This is a genomic window from Streptococcus sp. NCTC 11567 (assembly GCF_902141215.1).
Classification (GTDB): domain Bacteria; phylum Bacillota; class Bacilli; order Lactobacillales; family Streptococcaceae; genus Streptococcus; species Streptococcus dysgalactiae.
In genome coordinates, this window is record NZ_LR595857.1 from 1,067,289 (window position 1) to 1,082,498 (window position 15,210).

Below are 15,210 nucleotides of genomic sequence, written 5' to 3' on the forward strand. Positions count from 1 at the left end.
CAAAACTCCTCTTACTCTCTATTGTCAATACTGGTTAAAATGGAAATTCTTTCCTGTAAATACTCGTCATCGGGATAATGATCCATCATCTCATCAAAGATTTCACTTCGGACAATATAATCCGAATACATGTGAAGTTTCATTTCATAAGTCTCTAAAATCTTTTCCGTCCGTTTAATATTATCATAGACTGCCTGACGACTAACACCAAATTCCTCAGCAATTTCAGCTAAACTGTAATCATCTGCATAATACAACTCAATATAATTCATCTGTTTATCTGTTAACAGAGCTGCATAGAATTCAAAAAGGGCATTCATTCGATTTGTTTTTTCAATTTCCATAATCTTCATTTTATCATATTGTGATGGTTTTTAACAGTAACAAATCAGTGTAAGGGCATTGATTCTCTTTAAGGCAATCAAAGATGGAAGCTTCTCAGAAACTTCCATCTTAATTATTTTCTAAATAAAATTCAAAACGATCACCGACATATTGGCTTCGTACATATTCGAAGGGTTTACCATCTGTAAAATAAGAAATCTGAGTCAAGGCTAAAATAGCATGACCTTTGGCAACTTCCAAATAAGCAGCGACGCGATCGCTTGCTGTTTTAGCATAAATCGTCTGCTGGCTCTTACCGATTTCATAACCGTTAGCTATTAATGTTTGGAAAAAATGCTCTGTAATATCCGTCCGTTTCACACGTTTAATAAATTTCTCGGGAATTGAAGCAACTTCATAGACCAGAGGAATGTTATCAGCATAACGGATACGTTCCATTCGAATCACATGGTCTGTTTTTTCCAGAGCCAATTCTTTCACTTCTGTATCACTGGCTAACTGTCTCTGATAGGACAATAATTTCGAGGACGGCGTGCGTCCTTGGGAACGCACAATTTCTGTAAAACTTGTGGTTCCACGCATTTTTTCTTGAACACGGTGACTGGCCACATAGGTGCCGCTCCCTATCCTTCTTTCAAGGATCCCCTCTTCCACAAGCAAGGTAATAGCCTGTCGTAAAGTCATGCGGCTAACAGAAAAATGTTCTGCCAAGTCTCTCTCACTAGGCAGACGACTACCAATTGGCCAAACACCGTGATCGATGTCTTTTTTGATAGCGTCATGAATTTTAATATAAGCTGGTAGCATGCCTTACTCCTCAAGTCAATTCTTCTCTTATTTTATCATATTTCACCTTAAAATGGCAGGGCAAATAGCCAGGCTATTATTAATTAATGGTATTACCTACAATCGTTACAGGCGAATTGGGAGGAAAATGAATTGGCTCCATAAACCAACTTGGAGAAGGTTCTTTGTTAGCTCTAGAAACAATGGAAGAAGCGAACACATTATTTATTACCATGATGGCTCCTACTTCTGAAGAATGCTGACCAATAGAACCACTGTAAGCTTTTAACTTCCCTTTGGAATCGATATAAGGTAAAAATTGATTTTGGCTTATCGTAATATTATGACATAAATGTCGTATTTGATTGAAAGTATCATAGTTTGGAGCAATTTTCTTTAATAGGTCACCATCCCATGCAAATCGATGTGTAGCAGCATCAAACTGAATGGCTTCTGAGAAAAAGTCATGTCCTCCAGCTTTTGAGAGCAGCCCGCTTTCTTCTGTTAGCTCAGGAGCATAGCCGATGAAGTCATTTTTTTCAAATAATGAATTTTGCAAAGAACCTAAATCAAAAAGATGACTATTACGTTGATGAACCATAGTAAATCTATTATTGTAAACATGCCAATCGCTGCCATGGTTAGCCATAATCATAAAGTGATTGCCTTTGTTTAAGTCACTTGCTTTAAAGTGAATACCTGCTAAAGTGAGATGATGCACCCCCTGATGAGCTTCGGGTCCCGTCGGAAAGCCAAACCAATACATGGTTCCTTGAATGATTAACTCTGTTTGGTTGCCTACGATAGCAGTTTCTGATGGCAGTACAGCATAATCTACGTCAGGAGTTATGGAACCAATCCGAAATTGTCCTTTTGGAAAAGCCAAAATACTGTTAGGATGAGTTTGAGCATACGTAAAAGCTTTTCGGAGAAGTTGATTATTTTCCTGGGCAGTATTCTCCTCCTTTAGAGCTATGCGGTAGGGTACTACAATAGCCTTTTCTGGAATGCCATCTAAGTGTTGACCATCATTCAAGGTCATATCATATTGGTAGCCACCACTCGAAGGTGCATGGTGAGTTTTAACCTTTTCTACGGTTGCTAATTGTCCCTGATAGGTATTTCCATCTTCTTTTACCTTCGGAGAAGATAACTTAACAATATCCCCTTTTGCAAACTTAGCCTTATCAGCTTTTGTCAAATCTGATTCTCCTACATGGATGCTCACTTGTTCCGTAGGGAAAGTTATCTCATAATGATAGTTGAGTCGGTACTTGTCATCCAGATTTGCAAGTCGCTTGCTTACTTTTCCAATCCAGTCACGGTATTTCCCCGGAAGTTTAACCTGAACTTCTTGCCCAACCTGATAATGTGGCTTTTGATTAGCACTTCTTTGGATTAGTCCTGCAGTTGCTAACATATTGTGAAGAGTCGAAAAACTATTGGTGAGTGCAAAGAGGGCAAATAAAAGACTGATCAAAAGCCCAACTAAGAGTAATTCACTCACTCGAAATAAGCCAAAAATTCTTTTCTTCCTAATCACAGGACCTCCTTGCCACTCATGTTTTCTACCTTAGTCTTCTATTGTAACATAACTCCTAGACATTTTTATATTCCCCTAGATAAATTCTAATGCCTTTTTGATAAAAATATGCTACAATAATTTGAAAACTATCAACCTGAGGTTGGTATAGAATGAAAGGATTATAATGACTGAAATTTCAATTTTGAATGATGTTCAAAAAATTATCGTTCTTGATTATGGTAGCCAGTACAACCAGCTGATTGCTAGACGTATTCGAGAGTTCGGTGTTTTTTCCGAACTTAAAAGCCATAAAATCACCGCTCAAGAACTTCGTGAGATCAATCCCATTGGTATCGTTTTATCAGGCGGACCTAACTCTGTCTACGCTGATAACGCCTTTGGTATTGACCCTGAAATCTTTGAACTAGGGATTCCGATTCTTGGTATCTGCTATGGAATGCAACTAATCACTCATATGTTAGGTGGTAAAGTTGTTCCTGCTGGCCAAGCTGGAAATCGTGAGTACGGTCAGTCAACTCTTCACCTCCGTGCCGATTCAAAATTGTTTGCAGGTACTCCTGAAGAGCAACTTGTTTTGATGAGTCATGGTGATGCTGTCACAGAAATTCCAGAAGGCTTCCATCTTGTTGGTGACTCAAACGACTGCCCTTATGCGGCTATGGAAAATACTGAGAAAAACCTTTACGGTATTCAGTTCCATCCAGAAGTGAGACACTCTGTGTATGGGAATGATATTCTAAAAAACTTTGCAGTCTCTATCTGTGGGGCGCGTGGTGACTGGTCAATGGATAATTTCATTGAAATGGAAATCGCGAAAATTCGTGAAACTGTAGGTAATCGTAAAGTTCTCCTCGGACTTTCTGGAGGAGTAGATTCTTCAGTTGTTGGCGTCCTTCTTCAAAAAGCTATTGGTGATCAATTAACTTGTATCTTTGTAGATCATGGACTTCTTCGTAAGGATGAAGGAGACCAAGTTATGGGAATGCTTGGGGGCAAATTCGGCCTAAATATTATCCGTGTGGATGCTTCAAAACGTTTCCTTGATCTTCTTGCAGACGTTGAAGATCCTGAGAAAAAACGTAAAATCATCGGTAATGAATTTGTTTATGTTTTTGATGACGAGGCCAGTAAATTAAAAGGTGTTGATTTCCTTGCTCAAGGAACGCTCTACACTGATATTATCGAATCAGGAACAGAAACTGCCCAAACCATTAAATCTCACCATAATGTGGGAGGCCTTCCTGAAGACATGCAATTTGAATTGATTGAACCTTTAAACACTCTCTTTAAAGATGAAGTTCGTGCTCTTGGAATTGCTCTTGGAATGCCTGAAGAAATTGTTTGGCGTCAACCCTTCCCTGGACCTGGTTTAGCTATTCGTGTTATGGGAGCTATTACTGAAGAGAAACTTGAAACTGTCCGCGAGTCAGATGCTATCCTTCGTGAAGAAATCGCTAAGGCCGGTTTAGATCGTGACGTGTGGCAATACTTTACAGTTAACACAGGTGTCCGTTCTGTAGGTGTCATGGGAGATGGTCGTACTTATGATTATACCATTGCCATTCGTGCCATTACTTCAATTGACGGTATGACAGCTGACTTTGCTCAACTCCCTTGGGAGGTCTTGAAAAAAATCTCAACGCGTATCGTCAACGAGGTTGATCATGTCAACCGTATCGTCTACGACATCACCAGCAAACCACCTGCAACTGTTGAGTGGGAATAATTCACTAGCGTGAGAACCATCTGTCTTATACAGATGGTTTTTTTGTTTGCTAATCTTTCTTTTCAAGGATAACGACCATACTCATGTTTTGAAATAATCTGCCAATTATCATTATTGTTTTTATGTCTATTATAAAACAACTTAAAAGGTATTTTTAGTCAAAACTTAACCTTTTTAGCTGAAAAATGTTATAATATAATGATGATTTCAGAAATATTATTGGAGTTCATATGCAAAACTTATTAGAAATAACGATTATTCTTATTGCTAGTCTCATGGCTACTCTGTTAGCAAATCGCCTAGCTATTCCTGCTGTTGTTGGCCAGTTATGTGTCGGTATTTTAATCGGTCCATCTTTACTCAATTTAGTCCATGAGGGGCACGTTATGCACTTCCTGGCTGAAATAGGGGTTATTTTACTGATGTTTCTAGCTGGACTAGAAGCTAATTTAGAACTATTAAGAAAATACTTCAAACCTAGTCTAGTAGTTGCTATATCGGGTGTTGTTATCCCTATGGTAACTTTCTACTATGTTGGAATTACCCTTGGCTTTCCTATTAATACAGCTGTTTTTTATTGGCTCGTTTTTGCAGCAACAAGTGTATCGATTACTGTGGAAGTACTGCAAGAGTACCAAAAGGTACGAACGAAAATTGGGGCAGTTATTCTAGGAGCTGCGGTAGCTGATGATGTGCTTGCTGTGCTACTGCTAAGTTTCTTTATGTCATCTGCAGGAGCATCAAGTCATTTAGTGATGCAAGTTGGTTTACAAATCCTCTTTTTAGTTTTCTTGGTTTTTTCTGTCAAACTATTGGTTCCCAAATTATATGATTGGAGCCAACATATCCCCTATTTTGAGAGAGAAACCTTCCTTGCATTACTGATTTGTTTAACCTGGTCTCTCCTTGCTTGGTCAGTCGGCATGAGTTCTGTTATTGGGGCATTTTTTGCCGGTCTAGCTGTTGGGCAAACATCCAAAGCGGATATTGTAGAACACAACATATTAGTAATTGCTTACAGCATCTTTATTCCCATCTTTTTTGCCTCTATTGCGCTACCCCTCCAATTAAATGGTGTCTTCTCTTATTTAGGATTAGTTCTAGCATTAACCTTATTAGCTATTGTTACCAAATTACTGCCTTCCTATCTCGTTGGAAGAGGTTTTGCTTTTTCTCGTCAGGAATCACTTTCTATTGGAGCTGGGATGGTTAGTCGCGGGGAAATGGCGCTGATTATTATCCAAATAGGTCTCGCAGAGAAATTGATTACTCATCAAACTTATTCTACTTTAGTTGTGGTTGTTATCTTAACAACAATGATTGCTCCTTTTATTCTAAAATTTTCTTTTAAAGAGCATTTAGAACAGTACCCTAATGTTAATAAATCTCTGTAACCATAGAGATGAAAAGAACTCGCTTACTTGTACGGACCCCCAATTGTTAGATTTATTGTCCAACTTTTTGGGGTCCGTACATACTTTGACGAGCTCTTTTTTAATGCTTATGTTTTAACCGTTTCCGGAAGATGTAAAACATATTAGCAAGGCCATACAGTGAACTCACAGGAAGTGTAAACTCTCCTATAAATTCTTCGATAACAGGAGAGAAATGAGACTTGAACCTTGTTAATCCATCGTCAAGAGTTCCTTCTACACCTCCCATATTCGCCCCAATAATCCCATCTTGATAAGCATCTTGAAAGACTTTAGGATAGAGAAGGTATTGCGGATAGCATTTTTTAAACGCCTCATTCATTCCGGCATAAAGCATCTCCATGACATTTCCATGAGAAATGGAAAGAATCCCTGCTATAACAACATCTTCAGGGGAGCTTGTCTCAAAAGTTTCAAAGTCAACAATGTAACGTTCCAAAGAACTTTTCTGTTCTTCTAATTTCTTGAGTCGTTTCTTTTGATGTGGTTGAGTAAGTTCAATCTCCTCGTTAACAACTGCTAATTGTTGCTGATAGTATGTCAATTGCTGTGAAATGTTGACTTTGGCCAAATGCAAGTAAGCTCTATCGCCATAGATTGCCATTAACTTTTTAAAATAAGCTTTATTACGCAGGGAAATATTTTTTCGTTTTTCTGTTAATGAAACAACTGCTGAAAACTGTTCAATCTCTGATGGCGTGGCACGATAAGTTCTTACCCCACGCTGCATAGCATCTTTCATCAGACGTCTAGTGTGTTTTGGAAAGGTGAGGTGATGGTCCTTCTCAGGATAAACATTAGCTTGAAACCGGGGTTGGATGCTATCTGCAATAGCTGTCGTCAACCCTGTCCAATGAGCACCTGCCTTCTTTAGATTCTCAATAGCTGTCAAAGCAGTTGATTTTTCCTCTCCTTCTTGACCTAGCGAATATTGTTTTAAAAGTATCGCAGGATCACATTTAATAAATAAAGCTTTTTTCAATTTACCGTAATCTTTGAGTGTGTTCATCGTAAAGGTTACCAAATCATAATCCTCATAGTCCATGACTGGTCCTCTAGGGATATAAATAATAGTCATCCCAAGAGGTAATGGTTTAATTAACAGAGATAAAGAAGCAACCTGCTGATTTCCTTTGTAGATACCAATCCGTTCATTTTCCCATTGGTCTTTAACCTTAGCCCAATTACTACTCTGTAGCAAATTGACTTGCTCATGTTGTGTTACAAAAGCATCGTGTTCTTCTGCCGAAATTCCTACTTTTGAATAAAATGTTACCTTTGTCATTTGCCTCTCTCATCTTCTAAATGTATTAACCAAATAAACGTCACTAAATCGTGTAGCAAGCAATCACTAAATCGAAACTAGCCTATCAAGAAAGGCTCAAAGATTATTTAGTCCTCAACAATATATTCGTAAATCATCCGATAAAATTGAGAGTTTATCAAAAAAAGCCAAATTTCAAGTTGAAGTTAGCCAGTTTTAACATTTCTACTGGCGACTTGTAGTTGAAGAGTCGTTTAGGATAATGATTGATCCAATGTTCAATAGCAGCGACTTCTTTAGGGGTCGTTGTTTTGGTACCTTTAGGGAGCCATCTGCGAATCAGGCGATTATGGTTTTCGTTAGTGCCTCTCTCCCATGACGCATAGGGATGGGCATAGTAGATGTCACTTGCTGGAAAGACATCTGATAAGCGAGAAAATTCTGTCCCGTTGTCTGCTGTGATAGAGTTGACGGTGTAGTCTTTTAGAATCCCCGTAAGAGCTTCATTGACGGCTTGAGCAGACTTATCCGGTATTAATCGAATCAGCTGATGACGTGTTTTCCTGTCCGTTAGGGTGAGTAAGCATTGATTTTTAGCCCTCGTCATAATGACTGTATCAATCTCATAATGCCCAGCTTCAAGACGTTGGTTAATGCTATCTGGGCGTTGTTCAATACTCTTTCCTGCGGGTTTAAAATAAGGACTGGCATGTTTTCTAGCCTGCTTAGCCTTTCTCGGATAAAGCATAGCCTCCTTACCAAGACTTAATTTCCCATGATGAATCCAGTAATAGATGGTAGATACAGGGACTTGAACTCCCTTAGCTTTAACTATCATCTCAGGGGAATAGTTCTGACGCATGTAGTGTTCAATAGCCTCCCTATCTTGCTTACGCTGTCTAATGGGTCTAACAGAACGCTTGCGATTTTCTTGATAGACCAACTGAGCATGTTGAGCAGAATAAACGGCTTCAAACTTTCCTTTACGAACCTGTTGCCTAACCAATCCTCGCTTGATTTCATTATGAATGGTCTGGGGGGTCTTACCTAGTAAGCGAGCAATTTCACGATTAGAGCGACCTTCCAGCTTCCAGCGTTGAATTTGCTGAAAAGGCAACACTTTTCTGTACAACATTTATAAAGTGTTTTTCTAGGCAATTAATCTTTTAGTCATTGGTGTTTGGTAGTTGAGACTACCATGAATGCGGTGGTAATTCCACCAATGAACATAGTCTTTAGTCTTAAGAGCTAGTTCTTCCAGCGATTGAAAGGTTTCTTGATAAACAAATTCAATTTTGAAAGCACGATACGTACTTTCAGCTACGGCATTGTCATAAGGACAACCAGCCTGACTAAGCGAACGTGTGATTCCAAAGGCTTCCAATATTTCATCAATTAACTGATTATCAAACTCTTTGCCACGATCTGAATGGAACATCTTGACTTTGGTCAGGGCGTAAGGGATGCTTTGTATGGCTTGCTTAACGAGTTCAGCGGTCTTGTGCCAACCAAGAGACAGGCCGATGATTTCACGGTTGTATAGGTCAATGATGAGGCAAACATAAGCCCAACGATTGCCTACACGAACATAGGTTAAGTCAGTGACTAAGGCATGTAGTGGTCTTTCTTGCTTAAATTGCCTGTCTAAGTGGTTGGGAATAGGGGCTTCATTCTTGCCTCTGGAATGTGGTTTGAAGGTGGCTTTCTGATAAACAGAAACCAAATTGAGTCGCTTCATAATGCGTCGAATCCGACGACGTGAACGTGTGATACCTTCGTTATTCAAGCATATTTTGATTTTTCTGAATCCGTATCTGGACTCGCTCTCGAGAAAAATAGCTTTGATATTTTCTTCAAGTTCCGCTTCAGATACTGGTTCTACAGCTTTGTAATAATAGCTAGAACGAGGAATGCTCAACCAACGACACATGGCTGAAATGCTATAGTTATCCTTATTAGCAGTGATTATTTCCCTTTTTGTGCCATAATCACCGCTGCTTGCTTTAGGATATCTAATTGCATTTCGAGTTCTTTATTGTGTTTCCTGAGTTCAATCAGCTCCCGCTGTTCATCTGTCAAATTATCAACAGACTTGAATGAACCTGTTGTTTTGGCTTGTCTAACCCACTTATCGAAGGTGGAAGGGGTTAGCTCATATTCCTTGATGAGACTGCTACGCTTTCTACCAGCATTGTAAAGGTCAACAATTTGTTGCTTAAAATCATCGGTGAAGTGGCGACGTACTTTTCTAGACATGGTTTTTCTCCCGTTTTTCTTAAGTGTAGAACACTTTATAAGACTGTCTAGTTTAGTGTAACCTATTCATGCCGACGCTCATGGATTGTCAATTGTTTGCCTTTTGGTGTATAATAATCTTGCATCTTTTTGAGTTTCCTTGTGTTTGTGGTGAACTACAAGTATACCTCTTAGAGGTGCTTTTTTCATACCTAAAAAGTGGCTAAGTTCATTTTAGAAGTTTTCTTATACTATTTGTTAATATTTTTATAGGTTTATTTTATGATTTATAGACTCTTTTTAGCTGAAATTAAGACTATCCATAATTTTAACAATCCAAATCAAACATAAACCTTTGCAGATTTAGATTCTGCTACTTACCAATCAGGACAAACGGATAGTTTAGGTCATATGGTTAAGCAAGATTCTTGCTATTTAATAATATTGCCTAATACAGATTGCTATTTACTCCCCGTATTTTAAAGCCTATTTAAGACTGAAAATCAATCAAGGAAAACTCTAATTAACCAGTTAAATAATTGCCTTCTCTTTCCTTTCTTGTTATAATGAAATAACTTTTTACAAAAAATTATTTATCAATTAGAAATGAGGAGATTTGATTGTGTCAAAATACCTAAAATACTTCTCTATTATCACGTTATTTTTGACTGGGCTTATTTTAGTTGCATGTCAACAGCAAAAACCTCAAACAAAAGAACGTCAGCGCAAACAACGTCCAAAAGACGAAATTGTCGTTTCTATGGGGGCAAAGCTCCCTCATGAATTCGATCCAAAGGACCGTTATGGAGTCCACAATGAAGGGAATATCACTCATAGCACTCTATTGAAACGTTCTCCTGAACTAGATATAAAAGGAGAGCTTGCTAAAACATACCATCTCTCTGAAGATGGGCTGACTTGGTCGTTTGACTTGCATGATGATTTTAAATTCTCAAATGGTGAGCCTGTTACTGCTGATGATGTTAAGTTTACTTATGATATGTTGAAAGCAGATGGAAAGGCTTGGGATCTAACCTTCATCAAGAACGTTGAAGTAGTTGGGAAAAATCAGGTCAATATCCATTTGACTGAGGCGCATTCGACATTTACAGCACAGTTGACTGAAATCCCAATCGTCCCTAAAAAACATTACAATGATAAGTATAAGAGCAATCCTATCGGTTCAGGACCTTACATGGTAAAAGAATATAAGGCTGGAGAACAAGCTATTTTTGTTCGTAACCCTTATTGGCATGGGAAAAAACCATACTTTAAAAAATGGACTTGGGTCTTACTTGATGAAAACACAGCACTAGCTGCTTTAGAATCTGGTGATGTTGATATGATCTACGCGACACCAGAACTTGCTAGTAAGAAAGTCAAAGGCACTCGCCTCCTTGACATTCCATCAAATGATGTGCGCGGCTTATCATTACCTTATGTGAAAAAAGGCGTCATCACTGATTCTCCTGATGGTTATCCTGTAGGAAATGATGTCACTAGCGATCCAGCAATCCGCAAAGCCTTGACTATTGGTTTAAATAGACAAAAAGTTCTCGATACGGTTTTAAATGGTTATGGTAAACCAGCTTATTCAATTATTGATAAAACACCATTTTGGAATCCAAAAACAGCCATTAAAGATAATAAAGTAGCTAAAGCTAAGCAATTGTTGACAAAAGCGGGATGGAAAGAACAAGCAGACGGTAGCCGTAAAAAAGGTGACCTTGATGCAGCGTTTGATCTGTACTACCCTACTAATGATCAATTGCGAGCGAACTTAGCCGTTGAAGTAGCAGAGCAAGCCAAAGCCCTAGGGATTACTATTAAACTCAAAGCTAGTAACTGGGATGAAATGGCAACGAAGTCACATGACTCAGCCTTACTTTATGCCGGAGGACGTCATCACGCGCAGCAATTTTATGAATCACATCATCCAAGCCTAGCAGGTAAAGGTTGGACCAATATTACGTTTTATAACAATCCTACCGTGACTAAGTACCTTGACAAAGCAATGACATCTTCTGACCTTGACAAAGCTAACGAATATTGGAAGTTAGCGCAGTGGGATGGCAAAACAGGTGCTTCTACTCTTGGAGATTTGCCAAATGTATGGTTGGTGAGCCTTAACCATACTTATATTGGTGATAAACGTATCAATGTAGGTAAACAAGGCATCCACAGTCATGGTCATGATTGGTCATTATTGACTAACATTGCCGAGTGGACTTGGGATGAATCAACTAAGTAACGCGTTTAGTTAATACAGCGACTTTAAGTTTGGAGTCTGAGAAAACAAGATACACAAAACTGTGCTGATCGTTTCCTCGGCTCCTTTTCTTATCGATTAAGGAGATTTCATTGTGAAACGTACTACCATTATTATCATCTGGAAAATCATCAGATGTATCACACTTATTTTTGGGGTATCTGTTTTGACCTTCGTTTTGTTAAAACAATCTCCAGTAGATCCCGTCATGGCAAGTGTCAATTATGACACATCACTAACCCCTGCTCAGTACAAAGCGATTGCTCACCACTATGGCTTGGATAAGCCAGCTCTAGTCCAATATTTTATTTGGTTGAAAAATGTGATACAGGGACATTTAGGGACCTCGCTCGTTTATCGGCAACCTGTTAGTGATATTATTAGATCACGGGCAGGTGCTTCTTTCATACTTATGGGACTCTCTTGGATCTTATCGGGTCTTATTGGATTTATCTTAGGAACGTTATCCGCTTTCCATCAAGGGAAATTACTTGACCGAGTTGTCAGGTGGTTTTCTTACCTTCAGATATCAGTACCAACGTTTTGGATTGGCCTCATTTTTTTATTAATCTTTTCTGTCCAGCTGGGGTGGTTCCCGATTGGTATTTCTTCCCCGATTGGGACTTTGAGTCAAGATATTACGTTAGCTGATCGGATTAAGCACCTTATGTTACCTGTTTTCACGCTAAGTATTCTAGGCATTGCCAATGTCACTCTTCATACGAGAACTAAAATGATGTCGGTGCTTTCTAGTGAATATGTCTTATTTGCCAGAGCGCGTGGGGAAACACAGTGGCAAATTTTTAAAAATCATTGTCTTAGAAATGCTATCGTACCAGCTATTACACTGCATTTTTCCTATTTTGGAGAATTGTTTGGAGGATCTGTTCTTGCTGAGCAAGTTTTCTCATATCCTGGCTTAGGGTCTACCCTCACTGAAGCAGGACTTAAAAGTGATACACCGCTACTTCTAGCTATCGTGATGATAGGAACATTATTTGTTTTTGCGGGCAATCTTATTGCGGACATTTTAAATAGCATCATCAATCCACAGTTAAGGAGAAAAGTATGATATTGAAACGTCGAACGATGGTTTTATGGCAACTAGGTATCGCCATTTCTCTCATTCTTAGTATTCTAGCCTTAAACCTTTATTTCTATAGGACGCCTTTGGAAACCAATGCAGCTTTACGCAACCTCGCTCCTTCATTAAACCATCTTTTTGGAACAGATGGTTTAGGTAGGGATATGTTTGTCAGAACGATTAAAGGGCTTTATTTCTCTTTACAAGTCGGCTTATTAGGTGCCCTTATGGGAGTCTTTCTTGCGACCGTTTTTGGAGTGCTTGCAGGTTTAGGAAATAGCCTTATTGATAAAATAATAGCATGGTTAGTTGATTTGTTTATTGGTATGCCTCATTTGATTTTTATGATTCTCATTTCTTTTGTTGTTGGGAAAGGGGCTCAAGGGGTTATCATTGCAACGGCTGTTACCCATTGGCCCTCTCTAGCAAGGCTTATCCGCAATGAAGTCTATGATCTAAAGAATAAAGCCTTTGTCCAGCTCTCTAAAAGCATGGGAAAAACGCCTTATTATATTGTGAGGCATCATATCCTGCCTTTGATTGCTTCTCAAATTTTCATTGGGTTTATCCTCTTATTTCCGCACGTCATCTTGCATGAAGCATCCATGACTTTCTTAGGATTTGGCCTTTCTGCCGAACAACCTTCGGTTGGTATCATTTTGTCAGAGGCAGCTAAGCATATCTCTCTTGGAAATTGGTGGTTGGTTATCTTTCCAGGACTTTATCTTATTTTGGTTGTCAATGCATTTGATACTATCGGAGAATCTTTAAAGAAACTCTTTTACCCTCAAACTGATCATTTTTAGGAGGTAGAGATATGACAGAAACATTATTAAGCATTAAAGACCTCTCCATCACCTTCACTCAATACGGAAGATTTTTAAAACCATTTCAATCAACACCGATACAAGCGCTGAATTTAGAAATTAAAAAAGGTGAGTTATTAGCTATTATAGGTGCTAGTGGTTCGGGGAAGAGTTTATTAGCACATGCTATTATGGATATTCTTCCTAAAAATGCATCTGTAACAGGAGATATGATTTATCGTGGTCAATCACTAAATTCTAAACGCATTAAACAGTTGCGAGGAAAAGATATTACGTTGATTCCACAATCAGTTAATTATTTAGATCCATCTATGAAAGTCAAACATCAGGTGCGCTTAGGTATCTCAGAAAATTCAAAGGCTACTCAAGAAGGATTGTTTCAACAGTTTGGTTTAAAAGAAAGTGATGGTGACTTGTATCCTTTCCAACTTTCTGGCGGAATGCTCCGACGTGTTTTGTTTACAACGTGTATTAGTGATAAGGTTTCTTTGATTATTGCGGATGAGCCCACCCCTGGATTACATCCAGATGCTCTGCAAATGGTTTTAGACCAACTACGCTCCTTTGCAGATAAAGGAATAAGCGTTATATTTATCACTCATGATATTGTAGCAGCTAGTCAAATTGCTGATCGTATTACTATTTTTAAAGAGGGAAAAGCTATTGAAACAGCTCCAGCTAGTTTCTTTAGCGGAAATGGAGAGCAGTTACAAACAGAATTTGCTAGAAGTTTATGGCGCTCTCTCCCACAGCAAGAATTTTTGAAAGGAGTTACTCATGACCTTAGAGGCTAAAAAGCTTGGCTTTTATCATAAAAAAGATCAATGGCTTTTTAAGGAGATTAATTTAGAGGTAGCACCTGGTCAAGTTTTAGGTATATTTGGACAAAGTGGTTGTGGAAAAACTAGTTTATCCAAAGTGCTTGCAGGTTTTTTACATCCTAGATCTGGTGAAGTATTAGTTGATGGCAGTAATTTGCCTAACAAAGCATTTAGACCTGTACAACTTATTCAACAACATCCTGAAAAAACGATGAATCCTTTATGGCCTATGAAAAAAAGTTTAGAAGAAGCTTATTACCCAAGTCGAGATTTACTAGATGCTTTTGGAATTCAAGAAAAATGGCTAAATCGTCGCCCTAGTGAACTCTCGGGAGGGGAATTACAACGCTTTTCGATTGTGCGTTCATTACATCCAGAGACTAAATACCTTATTGCAGATGAAATGACTACTATGTTGGATAGTATTACACAAGCTAGTGTATGGAAAAGCCTGTTGGAGATTGTAAAGGATAGAAATTTAGGTCTCATCATTATTAGTCATGATTTTGATATGTTAGAAAAACTCTGTGACGCGTGCTATATGATTGAAGAGAATCGTATTCAACTGTTCAAGCATACCTAACACCTATGGTTATTACCTATTGAGTCTTTTTCTAACAAAATCACACCATTAAAAAAACCAGCTTTAAGCTGGTTTTTTTAATTATTTTAATTTTTCCTTAACGGCATCTACAGCACCTTCAACCGCTTCTTTTGCATCGTCTGCAAGTTCTTTGCCTTTAGCAATTGTTTTTTCAACAAATCCTTTTGCTTCTAGCTCTTTATCACCTGTCAACTTACCGGCACCTTCTTTTAGGCCACCAGAGGCTTGCTCAATTTTTGATTTTAATTTTTCTTCTGACATGATTAGAAT

At 38.5% G+C, this 15,210-nt stretch carries 14 protein-coding genes; 7 read left to right on the top strand and 7 right to left on the bottom strand.

Annotated elements, in window-relative coordinates; genetic code table 11:
• Nucleotides 1-11: 11 nt before the first annotated feature.
• The 3 genes from FQT67_RS05455 to FQT67_RS05465 all read right to left on the bottom strand — a co-directional run bounded on the left by FQT67_RS05455 (nucleotide 12) and on the right by FQT67_RS05465 (nucleotide 2,674).
• A complete protein-coding gene (locus FQT67_RS05455) occupies nucleotides 12-344 on the bottom strand; it encodes a putative DNA-binding protein (RefSeq protein WP_003058340.1) in 333 nt (110 codons plus the stop codon).
• Nucleotides 345-453: 109 nt separating this feature from the next.
• Nucleotides 454-1,152 carry a GntR family transcriptional regulator gene (locus tag FQT67_RS05460; RefSeq protein ID WP_003062350.1) on the bottom strand — a complete coding sequence of 233 codons (699 nt, stop codon included), beginning with the start codon at nucleotides 1,150-1,152 and terminating at the stop codon, nucleotides 454-456.
• Between the two features lie 79 nt (nucleotides 1,153-1,231).
• A complete protein-coding gene (locus tag FQT67_RS05465; protein WP_046177274.1) occupies nucleotides 1,232-2,674 on the bottom strand; it encodes a hypothetical protein in 1,443 nt (480 codons plus the stop codon).
• Between the two features lie 166 nt (nucleotides 2,675-2,840).
• Between FQT67_RS05465 and guaA the strand changes: the two genes are divergently transcribed.
• Nucleotides 2,841-4,403: a glutamine-hydrolyzing GMP synthase gene (guaA, locus tag FQT67_RS05470; protein WP_003058332.1), complete on the top strand. Its 1,563-nt coding sequence runs from the start codon at nucleotides 2,841-2,843 to the stop codon at nucleotides 4,401-4,403.
• A 230-nt stretch (nucleotides 4,404-4,633) separates the two neighbouring features.
• Complete coding sequence (locus tag FQT67_RS05475) at nucleotides 4,634-5,797, top strand: cation:proton antiporter (protein WP_046177275.1); 1,164 nt, start codon at nucleotides 4,634-4,636, stop codon at nucleotides 5,795-5,797.
• A 100-nt stretch (nucleotides 5,798-5,897) separates the two neighbouring features.
• On the opposite strand, the gene FQT67_RS05480 is transcribed toward FQT67_RS05475, so the two are convergent.
• From FQT67_RS05480 to FQT67_RS05490, 3 genes are all read right to left on the bottom strand, one after another.
• Nucleotides 5,898-7,121, bottom strand: a complete 1,224-nt coding sequence (locus tag FQT67_RS05480; protein WP_046177276.1) for a lipid II:glycine glycyltransferase FemX — start codon at nucleotides 7,119-7,121, stop codon at nucleotides 5,898-5,900.
• A gap of 157 nt (nucleotides 7,122-7,278) precedes the next feature.
• Nucleotides 7,279-8,235, bottom strand: a complete 957-nt coding sequence (locus FQT67_RS05485) for an IS30 family transposase (protein ID WP_143936381.1) — start codon at nucleotides 8,233-8,235, stop codon at nucleotides 7,279-7,281.
• A gap of 15 nt (nucleotides 8,236-8,250) precedes the next feature.
• A protein-coding gene (locus FQT67_RS05490; protein WP_115256964.1) for an IS3 family transposase occupies nucleotides 8,251-9,356 on the bottom strand; the annotation gives its coding sequence in 2 pieces (ribosomal slippage) (nucleotides 8,251-9,080 and nucleotides 9,080-9,356; 1,107 coding nt in all).
• Between the two features lie 601 nt (nucleotides 9,357-9,957).
• Here FQT67_RS05490 and FQT67_RS05500 point away from each other — a divergent pair.
• The 5 genes from FQT67_RS05500 (at nucleotide 9,958) to FQT67_RS05520 (ending at nucleotide 14,919) form a co-directional block, all read left to right on the top strand.
• Nucleotides 9,958-11,586, top strand: a complete 1,629-nt coding sequence (locus tag FQT67_RS05500) for an ABC transporter substrate-binding protein (protein WP_046177483.1) — start codon at nucleotides 9,958-9,960, stop codon at nucleotides 11,584-11,586.
• Nucleotides 11,587-11,698: 112 nt separating this feature from the next.
• A complete protein-coding gene (locus FQT67_RS05505) occupies nucleotides 11,699-12,676 on the top strand; it encodes an ABC transporter permease (protein ID WP_011185011.1) in 978 nt (325 codons plus the stop codon).
• Nucleotides 12,673-13,494: an ABC transporter permease gene (locus FQT67_RS05510; RefSeq protein WP_002982520.1), complete on the top strand. Its 822-nt coding sequence runs from the start codon at nucleotides 12,673-12,675 to the stop codon at nucleotides 13,492-13,494. Before FQT67_RS05505 ends, FQT67_RS05510 begins: the two co-directional genes overlap by 4 nt.
• A gap of 11 nt (nucleotides 13,495-13,505) precedes the next feature.
• Nucleotides 13,506-14,309 carry an ABC transporter ATP-binding protein gene (locus FQT67_RS05515; protein WP_000140980.1) on the top strand — a complete coding sequence of 268 codons (804 nt, stop codon included), beginning with the start codon at nucleotides 13,506-13,508 and terminating at the stop codon, nucleotides 14,307-14,309.
• Nucleotides 14,293-14,919 (top strand): ABC transporter ATP-binding protein, encoded by a 627-nt coding sequence (locus FQT67_RS05520; RefSeq protein ID WP_046177484.1) that lies wholly within the window; start codon nucleotides 14,293-14,295, stop codon nucleotides 14,917-14,919. The genes FQT67_RS05515 and FQT67_RS05520 overlap by 17 nt, the downstream gene beginning before the upstream one ends.
• Before the next feature lie 81 nt (nucleotides 14,920-15,000).
• On the opposite strand, the gene FQT67_RS05525 is transcribed toward FQT67_RS05520, so the two are convergent.
• The gene (locus FQT67_RS05525; protein ID WP_002982507.1) at nucleotides 15,001-15,201 is read right to left on the bottom strand and encodes a CsbD family protein; all 201 of its coding nucleotides are present in this window, start codon (nucleotides 15,199-15,201) and stop codon (nucleotides 15,001-15,003) included.
• Nucleotides 15,202-15,210 lie beyond the last annotated feature (9 nt).

Bases quoted from the DNA above. Each gene is read 5' to 3' on its own strand.
- FQT67_RS05455 (WP_003058340.1), bottom strand. From the start codon at position 344: ATGGAAATTGAAAAAACAAATCGAATGAATGCCCTTTTTGAATTCTAT.
- FQT67_RS05480 (WP_046177276.1), bottom strand. From the start codon at position 7,121: ATGACAAAGGTAACATTTTATTCAAAAGTAGGAATTTCGGCAGAAGAA.
- FQT67_RS05520 (WP_046177484.1), top strand. From the start codon at position 14,293: ATGACCTTAGAGGCTAAAAAGCTTGGCTTTTATCATAAAAAAGATCAA.
- FQT67_RS05525 (WP_002982507.1), bottom strand. From the start codon at position 15,201: ATGTCAGAAGAAAAATTAAAATCAAAAATTGAGCAAGCCTCTGGTGGC.
- FQT67_RS05485 (WP_143936381.1), bottom strand. From the start codon at position 8,235: ATGTTGTACAGAAAAGTGTTGCCTTTTCAGCAAATTCAACGCTGGAAG.
- guaA (WP_003058332.1), top strand. From the start codon at position 2,841: ATGACTGAAATTTCAATTTTGAATGATGTTCAAAAAATTATCGTTCTT.
- FQT67_RS05475 (WP_046177275.1), top strand. From the start codon at position 4,634: ATGCAAAACTTATTAGAAATAACGATTATTCTTATTGCTAGTCTCATG.
- FQT67_RS05515 (WP_000140980.1), top strand. From the start codon at position 13,506: ATGACAGAAACATTATTAAGCATTAAAGACCTCTCCATCACCTTCACT.
- FQT67_RS05460 (WP_003062350.1), bottom strand. From the start codon at position 1,152: ATGCTACCAGCTTATATTAAAATTCATGACGCTATCAAAAAAGACATC.
- FQT67_RS05510 (WP_002982520.1), top strand. From the start codon at position 12,673: ATGATATTGAAACGTCGAACGATGGTTTTATGGCAACTAGGTATCGCC.